We start from the raw sequence: 24,262 nt of genomic DNA, 5'->3' as shown, positions 1-24,262 counted from the left end.
CGTCTGAAGCGCAAAGCTTTCCAGTAATAGCGGAAAGCTTTGCGCTTTATTTTGAATAGATTGGCTGGCACCAATATTCTAAATGAGGCGTTGCGAAAAATAAGCTTGTGAAATACAGGCATATTTGTGTAACCGAATTTAGGTTTTTGCCTTACTGTGAAGCGTAATACATTTACGCCACTTCACTTAGCTCCTACCCGCATGGACGCTTACTCTTATATCGCCAACGCCCATGGCGACTACATCGACCAGCTTTACAAAGCGTATCAGGCCGACCCCGAGTCGGTAGACTTTGGCTGGCGCAAATTCTTTGAAGGCTTCGATTTCTCCCAGCAATACCCCGCTGATGGCGAAGCCCAGCCCGCAGGCTCCGGGGTGCTGAGCACCTCGGCCTCGACCGACGGTGCCGGCCAGATTCGGGCCGTGGATACGGTAGCGGCCGACAAGGAGACCCAGGTCAGCAACCTGATTCACGCCTACCGCAGCCGCGGCCACCTGCGCGCCAAAACCAACCCGGTGCGGGAGCGCAAAGACCGCAAAGCCCGTCTCGATATTGCCGATTTCGGCTTGAGCGAAGCTGACCTGGACACCACGTTCAAGACCGGCGAAGTGCTGGGCCTCGGCACCGGTGCCAAGCTGCGCGACATTATTGCCGCCCTGGAGAAGATTTATACCCGCAGCATTGGCTTCGAGTATATGTACATCCGCGACCCCCAGATTCTAGACTGGTTCCGGGCCAAGGTCGAGAAAGACTCGTTGGCCTTCAACCCCGGCGTAGAGTACAAGAAGCGCATCCTGAAGAAGCTCAACGAAGCCGTGGTTTTCGAGAACTTCCTGCATACCAAATTCCTGGGCCAGAAGCGCTTCTCCCTGGAAGGCGGCGAAACCACGATTCCTGCTCTCGATGCCATCATTAATAAGGCGTCGGAGCTGGGCGTGAATGAGGTCATGATTGGCATGGCCCACCGCGGCCGACTCAACGTGCTGGCCAACATCATGGGCAAAACCTACGAGCAGATCTTCTCGGAATTCGAGGGCACGGCCGTACCGGATTTGACCATGGGCGACGGCGACGTAAAGTACCACATGGGCTACTCGTCGGAAGTCGACACCGAAGGTGGCCGCAAGGTGAATCTGAAGTTGGCCCCCAACCCGTCTCACCTCGAAGCGGTAAACCCCGTAGTGGAAGGCTTCGTGCGGGCCAAGATTGAGCACCAGTACGGTGGCGACTACCACCAGATTCTGCCCATCCTCATCCACGGCGACGCAGCTTTGGCTGGCCAAGGCATTGGTTACGAAGTGACGCAGATGTCGCAGCTGGAAGGCTACAAGACCGGCGGCACGATTCACTTCGTGATTAACAACCAAGTGGGTTTTACCACCGACTTCGAAGACGCCCGCTCTTCTATCTACAGCACCGATCTGGCCAAAATTATCGACGCGCCGGTGTTGCACGTGAATGGCGACGACCCCGAGGCCGTGGTGTTTGCCGTGCGCCTGGCCACCGAGTACCGCCAGCAGTTTCACGCTGATATCTTCATCGATATGGTGTGCTACCGTCGTCACGGCCACAACGAGTCGGATGAGCCCAAGTTCACCCAGCCCACACTCTACAACATCATCAGCAAGCACCAGAACCCGCGCGAAGTCTATAACGCGACGCTGGTGCAGCGCGGCGACGTAGATGCGCAACTGGCGGCCCAGATGGACAAGGAGTTCCGCGACACCCTGCAGGCCCGCCTCGACATGGTAAAGCAGAAGCCCTTGCCTTACAATTATCAGGCTCTGGAAAACGAGTGGCGCAGCCTGCGGCGCTCCAAGCCCGAGGACTTCGAGCAGTCACCCGAAACCGGTATTAGCGAGGAAATCGTGCAGAAGGTCGGCAAGGCTCTGACCACGCTGCCCGAAGGCTTCCGCCCCTTGAAGCAGATTGAAAAGCTGATTGAGGAGCGCAAGAAGATGTTCTTCGACACCCGCGTGCTCAACTGGGCCGCCGGCGAATTGCTGGCCTACGGCTCACTCTTGAGCGAAAAGCACATTGTGCGCGTCAGCGGGCAGGACGTGCAGCGCGGCACCTTCTCGCACCGCCACGCCGTATTGCACGACGCCGAGACTTCGGCCCCCTACAACTCGCTGAACTATATCGGAGAAGGCCAGGAAAAGCTGAGTATCTACAACTCGCTCTTGAGTGAGTATGCGGTGCTGGGCTTTGAGTTCGGCTACGCCATGGCTAACCCCACGGCCCTGGTTATCTGGGAAGCCCAGTTCGGCGACTTCGCCAACGGTGCCCAGACCATGATTGACCAGTTCATCGTGTCGTCGGAAAGCAAGTGGCAGCGCATGAACGGCGTGGTGCTGCAACTGCCCCACGGCTACGAAGGCCAGGGCCCGGAGCACTCCAACGCCCGCCCCGAGCGGTTCCTGCAGCTGGCGGCCGAGAACAACATCATCGTAGTCAACATGACCACGCCGGCCAACTTCTTCCACGCCCTGCGCCGGCAGCTGACCTGGAGCTTCCGCAAGCCCCTGGTGGTGATGTCGCCCAAGTCGATGCTGCGCCACCCGCTGTGCGTGTCGCCGGTGGAGGAGTTCACCAGCGGCTCGTTCCGCGAGGTGCTCGGCGACGTGTATGCCGACGCCAAGAAGGTGAAGCGCGTGCTGCTGTGCTCGGGCAAAGTCTACTTCGATTTGCTGGAAGAACAGCGCACTTCTAACCGTACTGATGTCGCCATCGTGCGCCTGGAGCAGCTGCACCCCTTCCCCAAAAAGCAGCTCGACGCTGAGCTGGCCAAGTACCCCAAAGCCAAGCTCTACTGGGTACAGGAAGAGCCCGAGAACATGGGCTATTGGAACTACCTGCTGCGCTTTATGCGCCGCGAGCTGGAAGACGTTATTGCCCGCAAGCCTTCGGCTTCGCCTGCTACCGGTTACAACAAGGTGCACGTGAAGGAGCAGAAAGACCTCGTAGGTCGCGCCTTCGACAAGCCCAAGGAGGCCGTTGCCGACGACACCATCAAGGAAACGGCGGCCAACGCCCAAAAAACTGACTAGCGGTACACCGCGAACCGGCTGCTCTGCTTAGCTTGCGGAAAGGCCGGTTCGCCGGTTCCGTTCGTAGAGCCTCAGTGGTTCTGCGCGGCGCGAAGTCAGTGCTTCGTGCTTTAATTTCACTTGAAACTCTTCTAACTCCCTTCCCATGGGTCTGGAAATTAAAATACCCGCCGTCGGCGAATCCATTACCGAAGTGACGATTGCCAAATGGCTGAAGCAAGACGGCGACACGGTAAAGCGCGACGAAGTAATTGCCGAGCTGGAGTCCGATAAAGCTACGTTTGAGTTGCCCGCCGAAACCGACGGTGTCCTCAAAATTAAGGTGGCTGAAGGCGAAACCATCGGTATCGGAACCACCATTGCCAGCATCGATGGTGACGGTGCCGGAGCGTCTCCCGCTGCTCAGCCCCAGGCTGCCGCTCCGGCTGCGGCCCCAGCCGCTCCCGCTGCTGACCCGGTAACGCAGGGTGAGCAAAACCCCCAAGCCAGCAACCAGTCGGGCTATGGCGGTTCCCAGGCCGGCTCGGCTGATACTCCAACGGCGGCTACGCCTGCCGCAGCTCCGGCTGCTGGTGGCGGTGCTACCGTGGAAATGAAGATTCCGGCCGTGGGTGAATCCATCACGGAAGTAACTGTAGCGAAGTGGCTCAAGCCCGACGGCGCCCAGGTGCAGCGCGACGAGGTTATTGCTGAGCTGGAGTCGGACAAGGCGACGTTTGAGTTGCCCGCCGAAGGTGCCGGCACCCTGCGCCACGCCGTGAAGGAAGGCGAAACCATCGGCATCGGTGCTACTATAGCCCGCATCGAGGGCGGTAACGGTGCAGCTAGTGCAACTCCAGCCCCGGCCGCTGCTCCCGCTGCTTCGCAAGCTGCTCCAGCCGCTACGGCACCGGCTTCAGCTAGCGCCAACAGCTATGCTACCGGTACGCCTTCTCCAGCAGCCGGCAAGATTCTCGGTGAGAAAGGCATTTCGGCTGCCGATGTGCAAGGCTCGGGTCGGGATGGTCGTATCACTAAGGAAGATGCCCTGAACGCCCAGGCTCGTCCGGCGGCCCCAGCTCCGGCAGCCGCCCCAGCAGCGGCCCCGGCCGCCAAACCAGCTGCTCCAGCGGCGGCTCCCGCTGCCAGCGGCAACCGCAATCAGCGCAAGGAGCGGATGAGCAACCTGCGCAAAACGGTGGCTCGTCGCCTGGTGTCGGTGAAAAACGAAACGGCCATGCTCACCACTTTCAACGAGGTGAACATGCAGCCCATCATGGACATGCGCAACAAGTTCAAGGACAAGTTCAAGGAGAAAAACGGCGTGGGCCTGGGCTTCATGTCGTTCTTCACCAAGGCTGTGTGCGTAGCCCTGAAAGAGTGGCCGGCCGTGAACGCCCAAATCGATGGGGACAGCATCGTTTACAACGACTTCTGCGACATCAGCATCGCCGTATCGGCCCCGAAGGGCCTGGTGGTGCCCGTGATTCGTAACGCCGAGGAACTTTCGTTTGAAGGCATTGAGAAGGAAGTGGTGCGCCTCGCCGGCCTGGCCCGCGACAACAAGCTCACCATTGAACAGATGACCGGTGGCACGTTCACGATAACCAACGGCGGTATTTTCGGCTCAATGATGAGTACGCCAATTATCAACGCGCCGCAGTCGGCTATTCTGGGTATGCACAACATCATTCAGCGCCCCGTGGCCGAAAACGGTCAGGTGGTGATCCGGCCCATGATGTATTTGGCTTTGAGCTACGACCACCGCATCATCGACGGCCGCGAGTCGGTGTCGTTCCTGGTGCGCGTGAAAGAGCTGCTTGAGGACCCGACGCGCCTGCTGCTGGGCGTGTAATTGGTAGCAGCTACCACCTTGCAAAAGGGCGGCCCAGATACTGGAGCCGCCCTTTTTTTGTGCCCTTACCGCAGCAACCTGAACAAAATCAGCTAGTTTACACCGCTGCCCAGCTGGCAGCTAACCCGCAGATAGTATGGAAAACACAACGAAGATTGCCATTCTGGGCAGTGGCAACATTGGAATTTCACTAGCCAAAGGTTTGGTAAAAGCCGGTATGTCGGCACCCGAAGCCATAACCCTGACCCGGCGCAACGTGGCGGCCCTGGCCCCACTGGCGCAGGCGGGCTTTCAAACTACGGCCGACAACCTAGCCGCCGTGGAGCAGGCTGACATCGTGGTGCTGGCCGTGTTGCCCCAGCAGCTAAACAAGCTGCTGGATAGCATCAAAAGCGCCTTTAACCCCGACAAGCACCTACTGATTTCGGTGATTTCCGGGGTCAGCTGCCAGGATATCCGCAATCAGGCCGGAGCCGCCCTGCGCGTCGTGCGGGCCATGCCCAACACGGCCATCGGTATCGGGCAGTCCATGACCTGCATTGCCAGTGACCAGGAACTCGACGATGACCTGGCTTTAGTCGAGAAGCTGTTTGATACCGTGGGCATGACAGTACGCATCAACGAGGAGCTGATGACCTCCGCTACGGCCCTCTGTGCCTGCGGAGTAGCATTTTTCCTGCGGGCCATTCGGGCGGCTTCGCAGGGCGGTACCGAAATTGGCTTCCACGCCCACGATGCGCTTCGAATGGCTGCCCAAACTGCTAAGGGGGCCGCCGATCTGCTGCTGCAGCTGGCTTCTCACCCCGAGCAGGAAATTGACAAGGTAACGTCACCCAAGGGCTGCACTATTGCCGGGCTCAACGAAATGGAGCACCACGGCTTCAGCTCGGCTATGATTAAAGGCATCCGGTTGTCGGCCGATAAAGCGGGCAAACTCTACAAGGACGAGTAGCAGCGGAAAAAAAGTTTGTTTCCCGGATTGGGAAACGGGTAATGCCGAGCTGGCCTGCTGCGGAGCTAATCGATGGAAAAGTTATATAAAACGCCATTTCTCAATATGGGAAATGGCGTTTTCATTGTTAGAATGATTGTTTTTGCAAACTGGAGGTGCAAAAACAGAATATTTTATTGAGTTGGTTTGTATAGCTTTATAGAACCGCTGCTATCCACAAACTGCCCCATTGAGCTATGAAACATCTTTTACAGACCATTAAAAGCTTTGAGGCCCCGACCTGTACTTCCTGCCCGCAGGCTACCCGCGGCGCGCTAGGAGCCTGCCAAATCGAGCAGTTAGGGCTGCTCTCGTCGGGCAAGACCAGCCAGGTATATAGCAAGGGGCAAGTGATTTATGCCGAGGGCGGACTTTGCCAAGGGCTGCACTGTCTGTATCAGGGCAAAGTCAAAATCACCAAGATTGGTGGCGATGGCAAGGAGCAGATTATTCGCCTCGCCAAGGGCGGCGACCTAATCGGTATCTGTGCGCTCTGGGGCGAAACCAACTACCGTACCTCGGCCGTCGCCCTCGACGACTGCATGGTGTGCCTGCTGCCCCGGCAGGACGTGCTGGCTCTGGCCCAGACCAACGTTCAGTTTGCCGGCTCCTTGCTGAAGCAACTGTCGCAGGCCCTGAATTCATCGGATGAGCGGGTGCTGAACATGGCCTATAAGCCCGTGCGCGAGCGGCTGGCTGATGCTTTGCTGCTACTTCAGGAAACGTATCAGGAGCCTGACAAAACCGACTTTAGCATGGCCATTTCCCGCGAGGATCTGGCTTCATTGGTGGGCACAGCCAAGGAAACGGCTAGTCGGCTGCTGTCGGAGCTTAAGGAAGACGGCATTATTGCGGCTAAGGGCAGCAGCATCACGATTCTGAAGTCGGAAAAGCTGGTTGAAATTAGTACGCAATACGCGTAATCGAGCCCCTACAATTGACGGACAATACAGCTACCTGGAAGCTACTTCAGGGAAGGGGTAGTGCTGTGTAATTGTGTTCTTATTGTATAAATACAATATATTATATAATTGAATAATTTCCAGTAGTATTCCGTTTCGCTAAGTTGATTATAGAGCCTGGTAAGTAAGACAGGGAATTCAATGGGTATACCCTAATGAGCAGTTGAGTAGCTGTTTAGGTTGATAATTTGTGATAAGGATCAATAATGAAAATGAGCTAGCTCATTTTTTTGCCAGATAAATCCCCGGAAATTTGAGTTGTAGGATTAGGATATGTTTTGGATATATCCATGATGCAAACTTGGTAGATGTTGAATTGATACTCGATTATTTATCCAAATAAGCCAATCCTATAGAATATCAGAACACAGGGTATGGTCTGGGTTTCGGCCGCTCTAGGCAAATCGGATTCTCTTACCCAGCCCATTAGTATCAGCCCAGGACGAGCCTGGTAGTAGTGACCCCAACTCAGTTTTTCAACTTCTCTTCATACTCCCTTACAAATCACACAAATGGCTTACTCAGAGAATTCCCCCGCCGGTAAAGTAGTGCAAGGTATCATCTCGGATCTGCCCAGTCTGGTAGCCGTAGCGGTAGTCGATGCCGGTTCGGGTATGAGCTTGGCTTCGCACTCTAATTCCCCTGCCCTCAACCCGGACACGGCTGCCGCTTACAACACGGAAGTTGTGAAGCAGAAGCAGAAGGCCATGTCGGCCCTGAAGCTGACCGGCGAGAAAATCGAGGACATCCTGATTTCGCTCAGCAACCAGTTTCACCTGCTCAAGCTGACCGACAGCGGCAACAAGTTTATTTATCTGGTCGTGAATTCGCGCGACACCAACCTGGCTATTGCCCGCGAAGTGCTGCGCACGCACGTAGCAACGCTGAACTAGGGCGACTACAGGCAATGACCAGAGTACGGGCCTTTCCCAGGCTGCTGGCTACGAACCAGAACCTGGGAAAGGCTTTGCGGGGCTGCACGCCGGACCCGTGTTGACTTTAGGAAGGTGCGGATGCTGCCATGAAGATTGATTTTTTTAGCCGCTTGCCGTTTGCCGGAGCCGGAGCTACCCACAAGGTTATTGCGAATGGGGCCGGGCCGGAGCGAGGGGCCGCCGAAGCCATTCTACAGCAGCTGCTGGCTGATTTGCCGGAGCTGCTCATCGGGGCCGTGGTGCACCTGGCTTCCGGGCAAGCCCTGGCGTCGTACTCCACCTCCCGCGACTTTAATCTGGGCAAGGTGTGCGGCTACAATGCGGAGGTGGTCAGGCAAACCCACCAGCTCCTGCGGGCTCTGCAGCTGGCCGACGAGCAGATTGAAGACATTCTGATTACGCTGCGCGGGCAGCTACACCTGCTGCGGCTCTTGCCCGACGGCCAGCGGCTACTCTACGTGGTGGTTGACTGTCACGACACGAACCTGGCCCTGGCCCGGGCGGTGATGCGTGCCTGTGTGGAAGGGAAGTAGAGCAGTGCCAAAAGCCAGACTTTACCTAGTGATGACCGTAGGTGCGTCACCGGTCGGATTTCCTCCTTTACCCCTTTATACTCCCTTACGTATGAAACTAACTGCTTCTCCCTTTAATCCGCAGACCGGTGAGCTGCTGCCCGTGTACCGGGATGCTTACCTGCGCGGCGACCTGGCCCACGCCCACACCCGGGCCGTCGATGCCTATCTGAAAACCAACGGCCACAGCGCCGACGCGGCCCTGCACCGCTTCTACGAGATGAAGCAGCAGGGTGAGCAGGTGCGCCCCGTGGGCTGGGTGCAGCGGCAATTTGAGCTGATCCGGACCGAGCCCCAGCGTTTCCGGCAGCGGGCTACGGCTATGGTCGTGGCTGGTGCCCTGCTCGGCGGCGCCGTATTTGCCGGCACCAACCTACCCAATACGCCCCTGGAGGAAAACATAGTAGTGCTGCCGGCCGCTGCCGAAGCCGCCGAAGCCTCCAGCGCCCTGCTCACCATGACCGTACGCGGCCGGATTCTGGACGAGAACGGTAAGCCTCTGGTAGGGGCCACGGTATTGCAGAAGGGTACTTTCCGGGGCGTGAGTACCAACGCCGACGGCTCTTACTCCATGCGGGTGCCCATTGGCCAAAACACGCTCGTGTACGGCTACGGTGGCTACACCAACGACGAAGTGAAGGTAACCAGCAGCAGCACCCAGAACGTGACGTTGCTGCCCCGCGACAAAGCCGAGCAGAAAGCCCTGAAAAAGGCGCGGCGCTGGTGGTCATTGTAAGCGTAGAAACCCGGTTGTGAGGTTTCTATGCCGAAATAATTACGCTTTAAGTGAAAGCAAGAACCTACCGTAAACATGTCTTGGCAGCCCAGAAAGCAGCAGCGTTCGACCAGGTAGCGCCGAGGGCCAACAAAGTTATCCAGGGTCTGGTGCAGGCCTTGCCGGGCTTGCTGGCTGCGGCAGTGGTGCAAACTGAATCGGGTGTCACCCTGGCCCAGCATTCGACTACGGATCAGCTTAATCCGGCAACGGCCGCCGCTTATAATGCCGAAGTCGTACGGCAGAAGCAGAAGGCTATGTCGGCCCTGCAGCTAACCGGGGAAACCATCGACGACATTCTGATTAGCTTAAGTACTCAGCTGCACCTGATCAAGCTTTCTGCTGACGGAAGTCAGTTCATTTATTTGGTAGCCAACGCTCAGGACACCAATCTGGGCCTGGCCCGCGAGGCGCTTCGCCACAGCATGGAGGAGCTGGAATAGTGAAGCTACCGTGGGCTACCCTTGCCACACAATGCCCAAAAAGAAACCCGTACTGCTGTCCAGTACGGGTTTCTTTTTGGGATTAAACCGGCAGCGTGTGGAGTACTACGGTTTGGGATGGGTGGGGAAAGGAGGGAACCAGAACAGATTGGCAGAAAAAGGTTGGGTGGGAGAGGAAAGAAAGGGTGAGTTAGTCGACGGGCAGCTCGCGGGAGCGGCTCAGGCTGAGGCGGGTGGCCATCTGGCGGGCCAGCTTTTTGGCTTCTTCGGCTTTAGAGCCAGCGAAGCACTCTTCCACGGCAGAAGAGAAGAGCTTTACCCAGTGTTCTATATGGGGGCCGCTAGTGGGCAGGGCCAGTTGCTCGGGCAGGGGCTCACCTTCCTGGGTACCTTTGCCCAGCAGGGTGCTGCTCCAGTAGCGGTATTGGGTGGTGAGGTAATGGGGCCAGTGAATACGGGCCGCCGCTCCAAAACGTGCTCCTAACAAGGTGTCATTGGTGGCTTTGGAACACAGCGTGTCAACCAAAGTCTTGATGTCGCCTTCGGTACGGATGTCGGGGAGAGTAGCAGATGTTTTCATGAGCGGCGTCTTAACGAGTTGGTGTACCAAATACGTAGCGAATTTACGCAGGTTACACCACATTCGCTCTATTTATATGCATATTTATAATATAAAATAGGAATAAGGGTATGAAAAAACGTTTGCACACCCTGCCAAAGCGTTTTAGCCCAGCTTTCGACCAGCCCAACTATTTTTACGAACGGGCTTTTTGACGACCACCCAATACTACCATAACCACAGCTGCCACGATTAGCGCGGCTCCGCCGAGCATGCCAGTGGTGAGCTGCTCGCCAGCAAAGGCCCAGCCCAGTAGCACGGCCACCACCGGATTGACGAAGGCATAGGTGCCCGCCAGCGCCGGCTCCACGGCCCGCAGCAGCCAGATATAGGCCGAAAACGCCACGATGGAGCCAAACGTCACCAGGTAGATATAGGCCATCCACGACTTGGTAGTCACAGCAGCTAGTTCGAAGTCGGTGGCTTCGCCGCGCACCAAGCCCAGAATTACCATAGTCAGGCCGCCGCAAATCATTTGCATGCCGCCGGCCAGGAAAGGGGAGGAGGCCGCCTGCTTTTTCTTGGAATACAACGAGCCAATGGCCCAGACCAGCGCTGCTACCAGCACTAGGGTAATACCAATAGCTTCGTGGCCGGGCAAGGCGACGTGGCTGGCTCCGGGCGTGCGGGCCAGCAGGTATACGCCTACCAAGCCCAGTACCAGGCCCAGGGCTACGCGGGCCGTAGGGCGGGCGGCCACCCCGCTCAGCCAGCCCAGCAAGGCCAGAAACATGGGCACCGTGGCAACTAGCAACGAGGTCATGCCCGAGGGAATGTACTGCTCGCCCAGCGTCACGCCGCCGTTGCCGAAGGTGAGCAGGCAGATGCCGATAATAACGGCCGTGGCCCAGCCCTGCCGGGTAGGCGCCGCTTCGCCCCGCAGCCGCATGAAGGTGTAGAGAAGCAGGCCCGCCAACAGGTAGCGCGAGCCGGCCATGAGCAGGGGCGGCATGCTGTCAATGGCGAAGCGGATGCCCAGGTAGGTAGAGCCCCAAATGATATAAACAATGGCAAAGGCGCCCAGGATGGCGGCGCGGGAAGGAGCAGGGGTAGCAGAAGCAGACATGAATATCGGGCTTGAGGCTGTAAACCTACGGCAAACTCCGCCACTAGGCCACCCGAAACATGCGGCCCGCTACCTTTGGCTTCTCCGGCGCCGGCTAGGGCGCAACCATGCCGCCCCGTCGGAGTCTGTTTACCGCCCTGTTCCTTTCCATCTATGCTACGAATTCTCTTTCTGCTCGCCGCCGTATGCGGCCTGAGCCACGGTACTGCGGCCCAACTGCTGCAAGCCAAACCCGGCACCACCCGCGCCGACTCCCTGCGCGGCACGCTCACCCCGCTGCGCACCTGCTACGACATCAACTACTACCACCTCGACGTTAAGCTCAACATCGACGACCGTTCCCTGAGCGGCTCCAACCTGTTTCGCTTCACGGCCACCCAGGACTTCACCCGCCTGCAGTTCGACTTGTTTGCCAACCTGACGGTGGAAAAAGTGGTGTATAAAGGCCAGAACCTGCCTTTCACCCGGGAGGCCAATGCCGTGTTTGTCACCTTTACCCAGCCTATTAAGAAAGGTAGCCGGGACGAATTCACGGTATTTTATTCCGGCAAGCCCCAGGTAGCGGAGCGGGCGCCCTGGGACGGCGGCCTGGTGTTTACCAAAGATGCCAACGGCAAGCCCTGGGTGGCTACGGCCGTGCAGGGGCTGGGCGCCAGCGCCTTCTGGCCCAACAAAGACCACCAGTCAGATGAGGTGGACAGCATGCTCATCAGCGTGACGGTGCCCAAGGGGCTCATGGACGTGTCGAATGGGCGGCTGCGCAAAACCACCCCGCTCAAGGGTGGCCTGACGCGCTTCGACTGGGCCGTGCGCAACCCCATCAACAACTACGACGTGGCCCTGAACGTGGGCGACTACACCAAGTTCACCGACAGCTACGACGGGGAGAAGGGCAAGCTGAGCTTGGAATACTGGGTGCTGCGGGAAAACCTGGCCAAGGCCAAAACTCACTTTGCCGCCAACGTGAAGCCCATGCTCAAGTCCTTGGAGTCGTGGTTTGGTCCTTACCCGTTCTATGAGGACGGCTACAAGCTCGTGGACGCGCCCCACCTGGGCATGGAGCACCAGAGTGCCGTGGCCTACGGCAACAAGTACCAGAACGGTTACCTGGGCACCGACCGTTCGGGTACGGGCCTGGGCTTGAAGTGGGACTTTATCATCATCCACGAAAGCGGGCACGAGTGGTTCGGCAACAACATTACCAGCAAGGACATTGCCGATATGTGGGTGCACGAGTCGTTCACGACCTACTCGGAAGCCTTGTTCGTGGAAAGCCAGTTTGGCAAGCAGGCCGGGCAGGAATACCTGCACGGGCAACGGCGCAATATCCAGAACGACGGTCCCATCATCGGGCCCTACGGCGTAAACCAGGAAGGCTCGGGCGACATGTACGACAAGGGCTCCAACCTGCTCAACATGGTCCGCACCATCGTCAATGACGACCAGAAGTGGCGGCAGATGCTGCGCGGCCTAGGCCAAACGTTCTACCACCAGACCGTCACGACCGAGCAAATCGTGGGCTACCTCAGTGAGCAGAGCGGCAAGAACCTGACCAAGGTCTTCGACCAGTACCTGCGCCACCCCAGCATTCCGACCCTGGAAATCCGCCAGGAGGAAGGCAAGGTGCTGGCCCGTTGGGTAGCCGACGTGCCCGACTTCGACATGCCGGTGCGCGTGCGCGTCAAGGGCGGGCAGTACGGCTTTATTCAGCCCAGCACCCGGTTTCAGGTAGTAGAGCTGCCTGGGGCCACCAAGGATAACCTCGAAGTCGACACGTTCAACTATTACATCGGAGTATTAGTCGATTAGAATATCAAGGATAGCAGTCGGGCTGATGAAGTAGTATCATTGCCGCTCATTTTATCCGTATTCCTGAATGGTAAGAACTGTCCTATTCCTTATTCTGTGCTTTTGCACCGCGGCTGCCCGGGCGGCTTCCGGCTTCGCCGACCTTAAACCTGGTCCGCACACCGTGGGCTTCCGGGTGCAGCAGCAGTACGATTATGCCCGGACCTATAAAGGCCGTACCGATGCCGTAACGGGCAAGCCAACGACCGGTGAGCTGGCGCGGCCCATCCAAACGCTGGTGTGGTATCCGGCCCAGAAAGGCGGGGCACCCCTCCGCTACGCCGATTACCTGCGCACCGAGGCCACCGACGACAACTTCACCCGAACCGATGCCGAAGCCGCCGCCTTCCTGGCCGACAAGCTGCAGTGGGCTGCCGCCCAGGTAGGCCCAAAGCAGGCGCAGCAGCTCTTTGATCAGCGCATGTGGGCCGTGCGCAATGCCCCGGCCGCGGCGGGTAAGTTTCCGGTGGTGATTTATGCCGCCGGTGGTGGGGGCACGGCTCACGAAGCCGCCGACCTGTGCGAGTACCTCGCCAGCCACGGCTACGTGGTGCTGGCCAGCCGCAGCCTGGGCACGCGCACGAAGGACATGAACTTCGACGCCGAGGGGCTCGATACCCAGGCGCGGGATATCCAGTTTCTGCTGTCCTACGCCCACACCCTGCCCCAGGCCGACATGGCCCACGTGGCCGCTGCCGGCTGGAGCTGGGGCGGCCTGGCCAATGCCCTGGCCGCCACGCAGGACGCGCGCATTGGCGCCATTGTCAGCTTTGATGGTACCAAAGCCCAGGAGGACACCAAGCCCGTGTCGCGGGTGCGCCTGACCGTGCCCTGGCTGTACGTGCAGCGCCGCTCCGAATCGGTGCGTGAGCTCAGCGTCAAAGGCATGCAAACGACGGGCATCCTCCTGAACGAGGCCAAGTACTCGGACCTCTACCACGTGGTCATGAACCCAATGGAGCACACCGACTTTTCGACCATCGCCCTGCGCTTGGCCGAGCCGGCGCACTTCACGGAGTACTCCCGCGCGGAAGTCGAAGCGGCCTACCACTGGACCTGCCGCTACACCCTCGAGTTCCTCAACGCTACCCTGAAGGACGCCGCCACCGGCCACCAGTTTCTGGACCGCCCTCCCACGCAGAATGGCGTACCGGCCCACATGGCCCGCCTTTACCACCTGCCCGCCCGCTCCGGCCCCGTGCCCACGCAGGCTGGCTTTGCGGCGACCCTGGCCCGGGAAGGATTCGATAAAGCTCCGGAAATCTACCGTCAGCTGCAGCAGCAGGAGCCAGCGTTTGCTTTGTCGGAAGGCGCCTTGAATACCTGGGGCTACCAGCTCCTGCGCGAGGCGCGCGACCCGGCCGCCGCCCGGGCCATCTTCGCCCTCGGCACCGAGCTTTACCCCAACGACGCTAACCTGTTCGACAGTCTGGGCGAAGCCGACGAGAAAAACCAGGACATCCAGGCCGCCATTACCCACTACCGCCGCTCCCTGCAGCTCAACCCCGCCAATCAAAACGCCCGGCAGCGCATCCAGGCCCTCGGCGGCCCCCGGTAAGAGGCTCCCTTGTCAGTGCAAGGCGTAGCCGAAGCCCTCCGTGCTCTAAAATGTGCGAAGCCTTTTACAGTGAAAAGCCCTGACGTTGTGCGAACGTCAGGGCTTTCTGGTAAAAGGGCGTGGCTGCCTGCGCCGAGAACGGATGGCTTCGCGCTGCTCGCAATGCCAGCATTTAGCTGCTTCCCGAACAAAACTCACTCAATCACTCATTCACAAATTCACCGTTCGTACCTTCGCCCCAGTTGATTCTCACCGAATTCATCGTAGCATGAACCAATACGACGTTACCGTCATCGGCTCCGGCCCCGGCGGGTATGTAGCAGCCATTCGCTGCGCCCAGCTCGGCTTCAAGACGGCCCTGATTGAGAAATATCCCACCCTGGGTGGCACCTGCCTCAACGTGGGCTGCATCCCCAGCAAAGCCCTGCTCGACTCGACCGAGCACTTCCACAATGCCGGCCACACCTTCAAGGAGCACGGCATTGAGCTGAGTGACTTGCAAATCAACATGAACCAGCTCATCGACCGCAAAAACGGGGTGGTGAAAGCTAACACCGACGGCATCCAGTTCTTGATGAAGAAGAACAAGATTGAGGTGCTGCGCGGCGTGGGTTCGTTCGTCGATAAGAACCACATCAAGATTACGCCCACTGAGGGTGGCGAGGAGCAGCAGATTGAGACCAAGCACGTCATCATCGCCACCGGCTCCAAGCCCACGGTGCTGCCCTTCATTGCCCAGGACAAGGAGCGCATCATCACCTCCACCGAGGCCCTGAACATCCGCGAGGTACCCAAGCACATGATTGTAATTGGCGGCGGCGTCATCGGCCTGGAAATGGCTTCCGTGTATGCCCGCCTCGGCGCGAAAGTATCGGTGGTGGAGTTCATGGATTCCCTCATTCCGACCATGGACCGCGCCCTGGGCAAAGAGCTCAAGCGCATCCTGGGCAAAATCGGCATCGAGTTTTTCCTGAGCCACAAGGTAACCGGCGCTACCCGCGAGGGGGATGCTGTGACCGTAACCGCGACCAACCCCAAGGGCGAGGAAGTGAAGTTCGAGGGCGACTACTGCCTGGTGGCCGTGGGCCGCGTGCCCTACACGGCGGGCCTCAACCTGGAAGCCGCCGGCATCGAGATGGAAGAGCGCGGCCGCATCAAGGTCGATGAGCACCTGCAAACCTCGGTGCCCGGCATCTACGCCATCGGCGACGTGATTCGCGGCGCCATGCTGGCCCACAAGGCCGAGGAAGAAGGTGTGTTCGTGGCCGAGACCCTGGCCGGTCAGAAGCCCCACGTGAACTACCTGCTGATTCCGGGCGTGGTCTACACCTGGCCCGAAGTGGCCGGCGTGGGCTACACCGAAGAGCAGCTCAAGGAGCAGGGCAAGGCCTACAAAACCGGCTCCTTCCCCTTCCGCGCCTCGGGCCGCGCCCGCGCCTCCATGGACCTCGACGGCTTCGTGAAAGTGCTGGCCGACAAGGAAACCGACGAAATCCTGGGCGTCCACATGATTGGCCCCCGCATCGCCGACCTCATTGCTGAAGCCGTAACGGCCATGGAGTTCCGCGCCTCGGCCGAGGACGTGGCCCGCATGAGCCACGCCCACCCCACCTACGCCGAAGCCATGAAGGAAGCCTGCCTCGCCGCCACCGAGAACCGGGCTATTCACATGTAATTTTCAGCCGAAAGACAGTAACGCAACAGCGGCTGGAGCTTGGAGAAGCTTCAGCCGCTTTTTTGCGCTAAGGAGATGGTTATAATCTACCAATAAGAGCAGATACTAAGCTCGGGCCTTTTGCGACTTGGTCTGAGTTTCCTAGCTCTTCAAATGTCACTAAAACGGTGTCAAGAGCTTTGTGTAGTATTTCTTCTGCAATTTTGATTTGCGGTAAAGCTGATATTTTAGCAGCAATTTGATCCTGGCTACCTGCAACCTCTATTCCTACGACCATAGCAACATAGTATTTTATATTTGTAATAATTTTCCTTTCTAATTCAATTCCGCATACACTAGGTTTAAGAAAGTTTTCTACCTCTTTTATTATCTGTATCACTTTTAAATATACGTCTATAGGCATATCAAGGCTGAAAATTCGTTTGTATTCAGTGTCGGAATTTATTAAAGTTGATGGTCTAGCCCTTGCGCTATCTGGTTTCAATAGTATGATAGCCATCATCGCTTGAGCCAAGTAAGGTATGCTCACAGTTTTGGCTACAGGCATTCCTTGATTTTTGTAAAAATTTTTCTTTCTATCATAATAATATCCATTTGCTTTTAGGAAATCCTCTATATTCCTATGTATTTCATCAGAGCTTCTAAGTGAAGCAGGTGGAATTGCTGTTTGGCTATTTGTAGCACGGATGATTCTGTCTCTTGCTTCCTCATCGGCCTCACAAATGACTCTTACTAATATGGCTCTCTCATCAAGAACGGTTATTGCTTGCTCTGAAAAGTGCCTATATATTTCGTGGGAAGTTTGTAGCCCATTTACTATCTGAGGATCTTCAATTGTCAGTTGCTTTCCTGCTAATACAGCCTTTGGGGTTATAATAGTAACTCCATTATTTAGATACCAGAAGTTTTCGGATTTCTGATTTTGTAATGTTGTTCTTATGCCAGTATTCACGGTTATGCTACCTTGGTAGTCACGTACGTTTGATTCAAATATACTTCTGGCTAACGCTCCTGCATCAGATACAAATTCATAATATTTATCGAGTCTTACTAGGCAAACGTAACTTCCTGAAGCGGTACTAATAGGGGATTCAGATACCTCCAACATACGCGAAGTTGAAGGGACATTTCGGGTCATTTCTAGTAATTTTTTAGCGCCAATAAATTCAAAAGAGAATTGTGAGCCGCTAAACATTTCTGCAATAGCTTCGCGAAGCTTTGGTACTTTTCCCTCAACATTATGATGCACGGTATCGCCTTGTGTTGCATAGTAATATTTAATATGAAGTTTTGGAAAATTTCTAGCTAGTTTACTATATACATTTCTAAATATTTTCACTTTATCTATTAGGTCATGATTATATCTTTTGGAAAATTTATCAGGATTACTAGATAAATTGAATAAGTCTTCTGCTGTTTCTCTAAACTTGACGACTGCATCTTCTTTAAAAGTAAAAGAAGTTTTTGCCTGTATAAGTATCAATTCAATGTCATTTTTCTTTTGATTTATATTGATTTCTGTATCTTCTTTGACCAACTCTCCATTCAAAAATGTAAACATTGAGTCAATCCCTCCATCTCCACCATCTCCTACAATTCCATATTTGATGTCGTCATAAGATAGATCAAAGTCTTTTAATATTTCAGAGGCTGTATATATTTCAAAATACTCTGTAATGGATATTTCATTTCCTGACTCAGCGCATTTTTCTTTTACAATTTGTTCAAGAATAACTTGGTCATTTGTTTTTTGTGTCATAAAAATGCATCGTGAGGTTGAAGTGTCAGTAAATTCAGGCTCTACTCAAGCGTGTTGTATCGCAACATACTGCTGAAGTGGTGCTAATCAAAGATAACGTTAAGTATTGTTGCTTTTGATGAATGACTATAATGCCCCTACAATCGCTCAGCTGTGCCTAGTGACGCTTACGCTCAAGCAGCTTTGCTGCGCACGGCTGCGTAACTGGGTTGCTCATCATATTTAAGGATATAGTGCCTATTTTCCGGGCAAACCACTGAGTTTCCCAATCTATGCAGCTTGATTTGAGTCTTCTGGAGCGCTGGCTGATGGGGTGGAGCCTGGCCCGCGGCTTACCACTGCCCCGGCCGCACGGGGGTGGGTTAGTCGTGGAAGTGGGCTGGCCCGAGCAGGTGCGCCGGCATGTGTTTGCGGACGCGGGAGCGGCCCTGCAAGCCTGTGCCGCCCAGATTCAGGCCCCCTTTATCTTTCTCAAGGCCGCCGTAGCGCCGGCGCAGCTGCGGCAGGCGCTGCCGAGTTCGTGGCAGGTGCAAGAGCCCCGCTATCTGATGTATTGTCCGGTGGCCATGACGGCCCCCCACGTGCCACCGCCCGGGTATACGGCCCACGTAACGGTAGAGCACGGGGCTTCGGTGCTACACTTGCTGGATGCCACGGGGCAGCCGGCAGCCACGGGGCGCGTCGTGCTGCACCGCGGCACGGCGGTTTTCGACCGGATTGAAACCCTGGAATCACACCGGCGAAAAGGGTTAGCCACCTACCTGATGGGTGCGCTGGATGCCTTGGCTGAACAGGCCGGCGTTTCGGAGCGTCTGCTCGTAGCTACGGAGGCGGGTTGCGCGCTGTATCAGCGCCTGGGCTGGCGGGTGGTAACGCCCTATGCTACGGCCGTACGCCTGGCTTGAGGCACGGCGTCGGCGCAGTACCCGCAGCCTCCCCCACAAAAAAGCCGCCCACCACAAGAAGCGGCGGGCGGCTTAGAGCTACTACGGCGGCGGGCTAGGCCGGGAAGGGGCAGTGGGCCATCCGTAGAAGCGAAGCTTGTGCGACCAAGCAGCCCAAATCTAGTAAGGCACCCGAAAAAATAAATTCAAATGCCTTACACAGAAGTAGGGTACTTGAATTTATTTTTTTAACTACCCTACTCATGCGCACCCCCACCTCTTTCTCGGAGACTACCGCCGCCTACGTACGGCGGCACTTTGCCCTTACCCAGACCGAGCTAGGCCGGTGGCTGGGCCTTAGCCAGACCCAAGTAGAAGCCGTGGAAGCCGGGCGGCGCAACTTCTCGCTCCAGGCCGAAGCCCGGCTGCGGCGGCTCTCCGACCTGCTGCCCCCGCGGGGGCCGGAGCTGCCCGCGCCCGAGGCCCTGCCGCCCTTGCCGCCGCGGGTAGCCCGCACGGCCAAGGAAGCCCGGGAAGCCGAGCTGCTTCGGCGGCGGGTGCGGCGTTGTGAGCACCTGGCCCGGCAGCTTGCGTTTCAGCTCGAAACCCTGGCCTTGCAGGATGAGGCCCTGCTGCGCCGGCGGCAGGGAGTGGCAGCCCTGCGCCTGGCGTTGGCTACTCCGCCCCTTGACGCCGGACCCACCTACGACCTGGCCGAGGAAGAAACCTGGCTGGCCCGCATCGAGGCCGATGTAGCGGCGCTGCCCCCGCGGCCGGGGCCGTTGGCGCGGGCCCACCTGGCGCTGCGCCGCCAGCTGCTGCTCGATGAGGTTGCTGCCTTGCTGCGCCTGCTGGGCTCGCCGCCGGATGCCGTAGCGCCAACGGTGTAGTTCGCGGCTAGCACGACTATCCTGTATCCTTTAAAGACGACTTACTGCTAACGGCGCGGGGTACGCAAACTACCACCGAAGGTAGGCATAGCCAACGCTCGCGCTACTGTCGCTGAGGGGCTGTTGTTAAGAGTATTGTAAGGATGAGGGGTGTTTGGATATTTATTTTTAAAAACTCATAAATAATATATAACAAAAATGTAATATTATTAAGCGGCAGGGTGGTCCTGCCGTTTTTACTATCCTTCTTTTTACTACCTTATTTATGGCCATTGATGTAAAATTGCTGCTCACCCGCGCCCAGTGCGACGCCGTGACTACCGAATTGGACAAGCGCATTCGGCGCCTCGACAATAAGGAGTCGAATTATGATTATCAGGACGAGGTGGGCAGTGAGCGGGCCACCGAGCTAAACGATGAGCTGAAGGGCCTCAACGTGCGCATTGCCAACCACGACAGCTACCTAGCCACCCTTACCGAGGGCAGCACCGAGTATGAGCGCACCATGGATGCCCGGCGCAAGGACGATGACCGGCGCGGCGACATCCTGGCCCAGCAGCGCAAGCGTGGTGGGGTGAAAGTGGTGCTGGGCCAAAGTGCCCTGAAGGAAACCCAGAGCCGCAGCACTTCCCTCGAAGAGGATAAGGCTGCCGTGGTAGCCCACCGCGCCACGTTGGCCGCCTAAAAACCGACGAGAAAGTAATAACAAAGCGGCCGGAGCTTCCAAGAGCTTCGGCCGCTTTGTGCCTTTGGGGCCACTTACGGGAAGCTGCCGATGTGCTCCTGCACGTAGCTATACAGCCGGTCGAGCAGCCGGGGTTTTAGGTGCTCGTACTCGGCCTCGTAGCCTTGCAGAAGCTTATCATTTTGGATGCGCTTGAGGGCTACCTCGAAGGAGGCCGTAGCATACTTGGCCTGCAGCGCCGCGTGCCGGTCGCGCATGGCGAGCAGGGTAACGGCCAGGGTGTCTTGCTGAAGCTCCTGGCGCAAGTAGGTCGTCACAAGGTCGAGGTGGAAGTAAAGCGCGGACGTCAGATCCTCCCAGTCCTCGAAGCCTAGCCACTCGCAGAGCAGTATAACGCAGGCTTGGGGCCGGTTGAGCTTCGGCAATTCGCTTACCTCCAGCCACTCCTTGCGTACGAGTGGGGTTTCTCTCTGAATAACACTCTGAATGCGGGACAGCGCTTCGGATTTATCGGCCTGGTAGCGGATCAGGATGTGTTCGGTCAGGGTATACAGCTCGGCCCGGATGCTGTACAGGGCCCGGGGCACCTCGTACTTGGCCGCGGCCAAGTGCTGCTCGGCCACTGGCCGAGCCACGCCCGTTTTGCTCATTACCAGTTCCGTCAGTTCCTGCTTGAATAGCTGGGCGGCGGCGGCTACGTTGCCCTGGGTGCGCTCCAGCAGTTGCAGGGCGTGGCGGATGCCGATGGGCAGCTGCTGCCGGAGTTCCTGAAGCTGACTGATAAACGGGGGCATCGGCTAGGTTTTGGGTGGTAGTGGATACAGCAGCGGCTGGAGCCACTAAGAGCTTCGGCCGCTTTTTATTTTGAGGCATTGCCCAGCCCGCTAGGCCAGCAGCCAGAACCGCCAGCCGCCCCAGTAGCGGCGGTAGTGCTGCTTGAAATCCTCGAACTCGATGGGGCGGGGCAGTTCGTGGGCGCGGGCGTAGGTTTCGTACTCGGCCCGGTCGGCAAAGAGGTGGCTGTACTGAGAGCCCAGGTGGTAGACTACGTAGGTAGTGTCGGGGCCCAGGGTGGCGCAGAGCATATCGTCGTGTACCTGGTAGGCGAGGACTTCGCCATTGTCGGCGTGGCCGGGGAGCTGGCGGATGGGCTCGAAATAGGCCTGTACGCCGTTTAGCTCTTCCATGGCCGCGCCGTGGCCCAGCGGGATGCGGGCGTAGTCGCCCAGGCCGTGGTTGCCCCAGTAGGTGAGGGAATAGCCGAACAGGGCCACCGACATCAGAAAGCCGCTGCCCCACCAGAAGCGTCGGCCGGGGCGGCTGGCCTGCACGATAGGGTGGGTAGGGGCGCGGGGGCCGTACCAGCGCACCAGCTTCAGCAGCAGCGTGGCGTACACCGAGGCCAGGATGGCAATCTTGAGGCAGGTAAAAACCAGGTGAAACAGCGCTTCCATGGGCTTAAAGCTAGGGCTGAGTCTTGAATAGTTTTTCGGGTTCTTAACGCGGCTCCTGCTTTACCCTTTACCCGCCCGGCTATGCCTGCTCGGATTTACCTAGCCGGTGGAATCCTTACTTGCACGGAGCAGCCCTGCATGCGTTACGGCAGCTGGGAGGGCAGCCGGAGGAGAAGCTGGAGGCCCGGGCAGGCCAGCCGAGCAGAAGTTGAGGGGCAGCCCGTACTTTCACGGGCGGTATTGTTTTCCACCTGGCTTTCTTCTTCCCGTGCGCACTCTCTGCTGTATTCTCGTTGCCCTGACTGGCTTGTCGGGCTGCACCGTTTTTAGTCCCTACCACGACACGTACGACTACTGGTACCATCACAGCCTGAGCAAAACCGAGCGGGCCACGGTAGAGCAGCAGGGCAGGCTGGTGAAAGACTGGCGGGGCACCAACAAAAACGGCGACCTGTGTACTGGTCAGCTCATCATAACCATGGGCCCCGAGGGCCACTACCAGTTCACCGAAACCGGCCTGTGGGTAAACCGCTACACCGGCAGCGCCGCCCGGGGCTGGCGGGCCGCCGTGCTGGATTCGACCCGCTACGATGCCAACGGCAACATCCTGTACCGGGCCGAGTACCTGGATGAAAATCAGGACAAGCTAGGCCAGTACCTGTTCGAAAAATGGGTCGGTAGCCGCACCGACAGCCTGCGCCAAACGATATATGGCTATTATCCTACCGGGCAGCTGCTCTTTCAGCAGCAAGTCACGGTGCTCAATGATACTGAGTTGGGCAGCGACCGTAGCAAGCGCAAAGTCCCGCAGAAGATGAGGGCGTATAGCCAGGCCGGTGAGCCAATTTCCCCGCAGGAGATGCAGCAGTTCCTGTATCAGTGGTATCAGCCCCACGTTTCCATGGCCAGAGGCCGGTAGCCCAACAAGACCCAGGATACCGTCCTGCTGGTAGTACAGGCAGGCTTGGCAAGGGCGAATATTCCCTGTTGCCTACCTCGCCCGAATAAAAAAGCCGCCCACCGCTTTGGCAGCGGCGGGCGGCTTAGGGCTGTATTTTAGGCGGGGGCGGCGGGGCCCCTTCCAACGGCTCGGCAGGAGGTGGGGGTGGTTCTTCTTGGGTAAGCAGGCTGGGCAGTAGCAACGTCACCTACGGCACGGCAACCACTCAGGCAGGCTTGCTTACCATTACCCCCGTGGCTACCCCCTTATCCCTGCATTCAGATGCTACTGCCGCTGGCGTGCGCCTGTTTCCTAACCCAACGGCGGGCAACAGCACACTGTTCTACCAGCTGGCCGCGGCCGAGCCTGTGACCATTGATGTGGTAGACGCGCTGGGCCGGACGCTCACCACGCTGCAGCACCAGGCCTACCAAACCAGCGGCTCGCACGCGCTGAACATTCCCTCGCAACAGTGGCCGAACGGGGTATATCTGATCCGTGTCCTACAGGGCTCCCAGGTGAGCTACCAGCGCTTGCTGGTCACGAATTAAGCGCTGAAGATTTGCCACGCCATACCCAAGCCCCGGCCTGAAGAGGTCGGGGCTTTTAGCTATATCTCGCTCTGACGAGGGACATTAGTTGGGGTCAGTAAAGCGCAAGCCAGTAGGGTGTTGCAGGCTTAAAGCCGGTGGTTGGCGGGGCGCTAGGGCCAGGAGTTTTTTAGGAACGTGGTAGTCTCAAAAAAAGAAACCCGGCATATCCTATGGTCCCACTGCTGGCTTGGCACAAACCACCCGAAGCGAGAAACGTACCTGTCAGCTAGTGCCCCCGCTACCGGGCCAGCAGGGCCTGGCCTGGCCTGTTCCTTCTTTATCCTTGCGTTTTCTACCTCTTTATTATCCCAATGCCCGAAACGAACAAGCAGATACTACAGACGGCCAATGCGGCCATCACGGCCGGTGACTATGAAGGATTCCTGGCGCACTGCACCGACGACACGGAGTGGACTTTTGTGGGCGAGCAAACCCTGCGGGGCAAGCAGGCGGTGCGGCAGTGGATGGCCACGGCTTATGAGCAGCCGCCCGTGTTTATGGTCAAGCACCTCATTGCCGAGGATGATTTCGTGACGGCGCTGGGCACCATTACCTTACCCGACCAAAGCGGGGAAGCAGTGGAATACACCTACTGCGACGTCTGGCGCTTCCGCGACGGGAAGATGGCTGAACTCACGGCGTTTGTGATGCAGCCCTAGTGCCCGGCGGGAGCCAGGAGCCAGGGGCATCGATAGGGTTAGGCCATGACTCTTAAGCAGGGGCGCAGC

22 protein-coding genes are annotated in these 24,262 nt (G+C 57.6%); 17 read left to right on the top strand and 5 right to left on the bottom strand.

Going from position 1 to position 24,262, the window contains the following annotated elements; genetic code table 11:
- The first annotated feature begins 201 nt into the window (after positions 1-201).
- The 8 genes from MUN80_RS02935 (at position 202) to MUN80_RS02900 (ending at position 9,563) form a co-directional block, all read left to right on the top strand.
- Entirely contained in the window at positions 202-3,051 is a 2,850-nt protein-coding gene (locus MUN80_RS02935; protein WP_244719413.1) for a 2-oxoglutarate dehydrogenase E1 component, read from the top strand.
- A 145-nt stretch (positions 3,052-3,196) separates the two neighbouring features.
- On the top strand, positions 3,197-4,885 hold the full coding sequence (gene odhB, locus MUN80_RS02930) for a 2-oxoglutarate dehydrogenase complex dihydrolipoyllysine-residue succinyltransferase (RefSeq protein ID WP_244719410.1): 1,689 nt from the start codon (positions 3,197-3,199) through the stop codon (positions 4,883-4,885).
- Between the two features lie 136 nt (positions 4,886-5,021).
- Positions 5,022-5,837: a pyrroline-5-carboxylate reductase gene (gene proC / locus MUN80_RS02925; protein ID WP_244719407.1), complete on the top strand. Its 816-nt coding sequence runs from the start codon at positions 5,022-5,024 to the stop codon at positions 5,835-5,837.
- 236 nt (positions 5,838-6,073) lie between these two features.
- Positions 6,074-6,799: a Crp/Fnr family transcriptional regulator gene (locus MUN80_RS02920; RefSeq protein ID WP_244719404.1), complete on the top strand. Its 726-nt coding sequence runs from the start codon at positions 6,074-6,076 to the stop codon at positions 6,797-6,799.
- 551 nt (positions 6,800-7,350) lie between these two features.
- Positions 7,351-7,731, top strand: coding sequence for a hypothetical protein (locus MUN80_RS02915; protein ID WP_244719401.1), 381 nt, complete (start codon positions 7,351-7,353; stop codon positions 7,729-7,731).
- 128 nt (positions 7,732-7,859) lie between these two features.
- Complete coding sequence (locus tag MUN80_RS02910) at positions 7,860-8,306, top strand: hypothetical protein (protein ID WP_244719398.1); 447 nt, start codon at positions 7,860-7,862, stop codon at positions 8,304-8,306.
- A 91-nt stretch (positions 8,307-8,397) separates the two neighbouring features.
- Positions 8,398-9,081 carry a carboxypeptidase-like regulatory domain-containing protein gene (locus tag MUN80_RS02905; RefSeq protein WP_244719395.1) on the top strand — a complete coding sequence of 228 codons (684 nt, stop codon included), beginning with the start codon at positions 8,398-8,400 and terminating at the stop codon, positions 9,079-9,081.
- 80 nt (positions 9,082-9,161) lie between these two features.
- On the top strand, positions 9,162-9,563 hold the full coding sequence (locus MUN80_RS02900) for a hypothetical protein (RefSeq protein WP_244719392.1): 402 nt from the start codon (positions 9,162-9,164) through the stop codon (positions 9,561-9,563).
- A 190-nt stretch (positions 9,564-9,753) separates the two neighbouring features.
- On the opposite strand, the gene MUN80_RS02895 is transcribed toward MUN80_RS02900, so the two are convergent.
- Entirely contained in the window at positions 9,754-10,143 is a 390-nt protein-coding gene (locus MUN80_RS02895; RefSeq protein WP_244719390.1) for a group III truncated hemoglobin, read from the bottom strand.
- 175 nt (positions 10,144-10,318) lie between these two features.
- Positions 10,319-11,248 carry a drug/metabolite exporter YedA gene (yedA, locus tag MUN80_RS02890; RefSeq protein ID WP_244719387.1) on the bottom strand — a complete coding sequence of 310 codons (930 nt, stop codon included), beginning with the start codon at positions 11,246-11,248 and terminating at the stop codon, positions 10,319-10,321.
- A 153-nt stretch (positions 11,249-11,401) separates the two neighbouring features.
- Here yedA and MUN80_RS02885 point away from each other — a divergent pair, with 153 nt between their 5' ends.
- The 3 genes from MUN80_RS02885 (at position 11,402) to lpdA (ending at position 16,329) form a co-directional block, all read left to right on the top strand.
- Positions 11,402-13,057 (top strand): M1 family metallopeptidase, encoded by a 1,656-nt coding sequence (locus MUN80_RS02885; protein ID WP_244719384.1) that lies wholly within the window; start codon positions 11,402-11,404, stop codon positions 13,055-13,057.
- 67 nt (positions 13,058-13,124) lie between these two features.
- The gene (locus tag MUN80_RS02880) at positions 13,125-14,654 is read left to right on the top strand and encodes a dienelactone hydrolase family protein (protein WP_244719381.1); all 1,530 of its coding nucleotides are present in this window, start codon (positions 13,125-13,127) and stop codon (positions 14,652-14,654) included.
- 268 nt (positions 14,655-14,922) lie between these two features.
- A complete protein-coding gene (gene lpdA / locus MUN80_RS02875) occupies positions 14,923-16,329 on the top strand; it encodes a dihydrolipoyl dehydrogenase (protein WP_244719378.1) in 1,407 nt (468 codons plus the stop codon).
- Between the two features lie 79 nt (positions 16,330-16,408).
- On the opposite strand, the gene MUN80_RS02870 is transcribed toward lpdA, so the two are convergent.
- Complete coding sequence (locus tag MUN80_RS02870; RefSeq protein WP_244719375.1) at positions 16,409-18,088, bottom strand: AIPR family protein; 1,680 nt, start codon at positions 18,086-18,088, stop codon at positions 16,409-16,411.
- 272 nt (positions 18,089-18,360) lie between these two features.
- Here MUN80_RS02870 and MUN80_RS02865 point away from each other — a divergent pair, with 272 nt between their 5' ends.
- The 3 genes from MUN80_RS02865 to MUN80_RS02855 all read left to right on the top strand — a co-directional run bounded on the left by MUN80_RS02865 (position 18,361) and on the right by MUN80_RS02855 (position 20,547).
- A complete protein-coding gene (locus MUN80_RS02865) occupies positions 18,361-18,993 on the top strand; it encodes a GNAT family N-acetyltransferase (protein WP_244719372.1) in 633 nt (210 codons plus the stop codon).
- Between the two features lie 242 nt (positions 18,994-19,235).
- On the top strand, positions 19,236-19,862 hold the full coding sequence (locus MUN80_RS02860) for a hypothetical protein (protein WP_244719369.1): 627 nt from the start codon (positions 19,236-19,238) through the stop codon (positions 19,860-19,862).
- A 265-nt stretch (positions 19,863-20,127) separates the two neighbouring features.
- Entirely contained in the window at positions 20,128-20,547 is a 420-nt protein-coding gene (locus tag MUN80_RS02855) for a hypothetical protein (RefSeq protein WP_244719366.1), read from the top strand.
- A gap of 74 nt (positions 20,548-20,621) precedes the next feature.
- On the opposite strand, the gene MUN80_RS02850 is transcribed toward MUN80_RS02855, so the two are convergent.
- Together MUN80_RS02850 and MUN80_RS02845 are read right to left on the bottom strand one after the other, a co-directional pair.
- Positions 20,622-21,341, bottom strand: coding sequence for a hypothetical protein (locus MUN80_RS02850; RefSeq protein WP_244719363.1), 720 nt, complete (start codon positions 21,339-21,341; stop codon positions 20,622-20,624).
- 90 nt (positions 21,342-21,431) lie between these two features.
- Positions 21,432-22,001 carry a hypothetical protein gene (locus MUN80_RS02845; protein ID WP_244719360.1) on the bottom strand — a complete coding sequence of 190 codons (570 nt, stop codon included), beginning with the start codon at positions 21,999-22,001 and terminating at the stop codon, positions 21,432-21,434.
- A 268-nt stretch (positions 22,002-22,269) separates the two neighbouring features.
- Between MUN80_RS02845 and MUN80_RS02840 the strand changes: the two genes are divergently transcribed.
- From MUN80_RS02840 to MUN80_RS02830, 3 genes are all read left to right on the top strand, one after another.
- Positions 22,270-22,920, top strand: coding sequence for a hypothetical protein (locus MUN80_RS02840; protein WP_244719357.1), 651 nt, complete (start codon positions 22,270-22,272; stop codon positions 22,918-22,920).
- A gap of 275 nt (positions 22,921-23,195) precedes the next feature.
- Entirely contained in the window at positions 23,196-23,492 is a 297-nt protein-coding gene (locus tag MUN80_RS02835) for a T9SS type A sorting domain-containing protein (protein WP_244719354.1), read from the top strand.
- A gap of 353 nt (positions 23,493-23,845) precedes the next feature.
- Complete coding sequence (locus tag MUN80_RS02830) at positions 23,846-24,193, top strand: nuclear transport factor 2 family protein (RefSeq protein ID WP_244719352.1); 348 nt, start codon at positions 23,846-23,848, stop codon at positions 24,191-24,193.
- Positions 24,194-24,262: the final 69 nt, after the last annotated feature.

Origin of the sequence: Hymenobacter cellulosivorans (genome assembly GCF_022919135.1) — a bacterium.
Lineage (GTDB): Bacteria > Bacteroidota > Bacteroidia > Cytophagales > Hymenobacteraceae > Hymenobacter > Hymenobacter cellulosivorans.
This window is presented reverse-complemented; position numbering and strand designations above follow the sequence as displayed.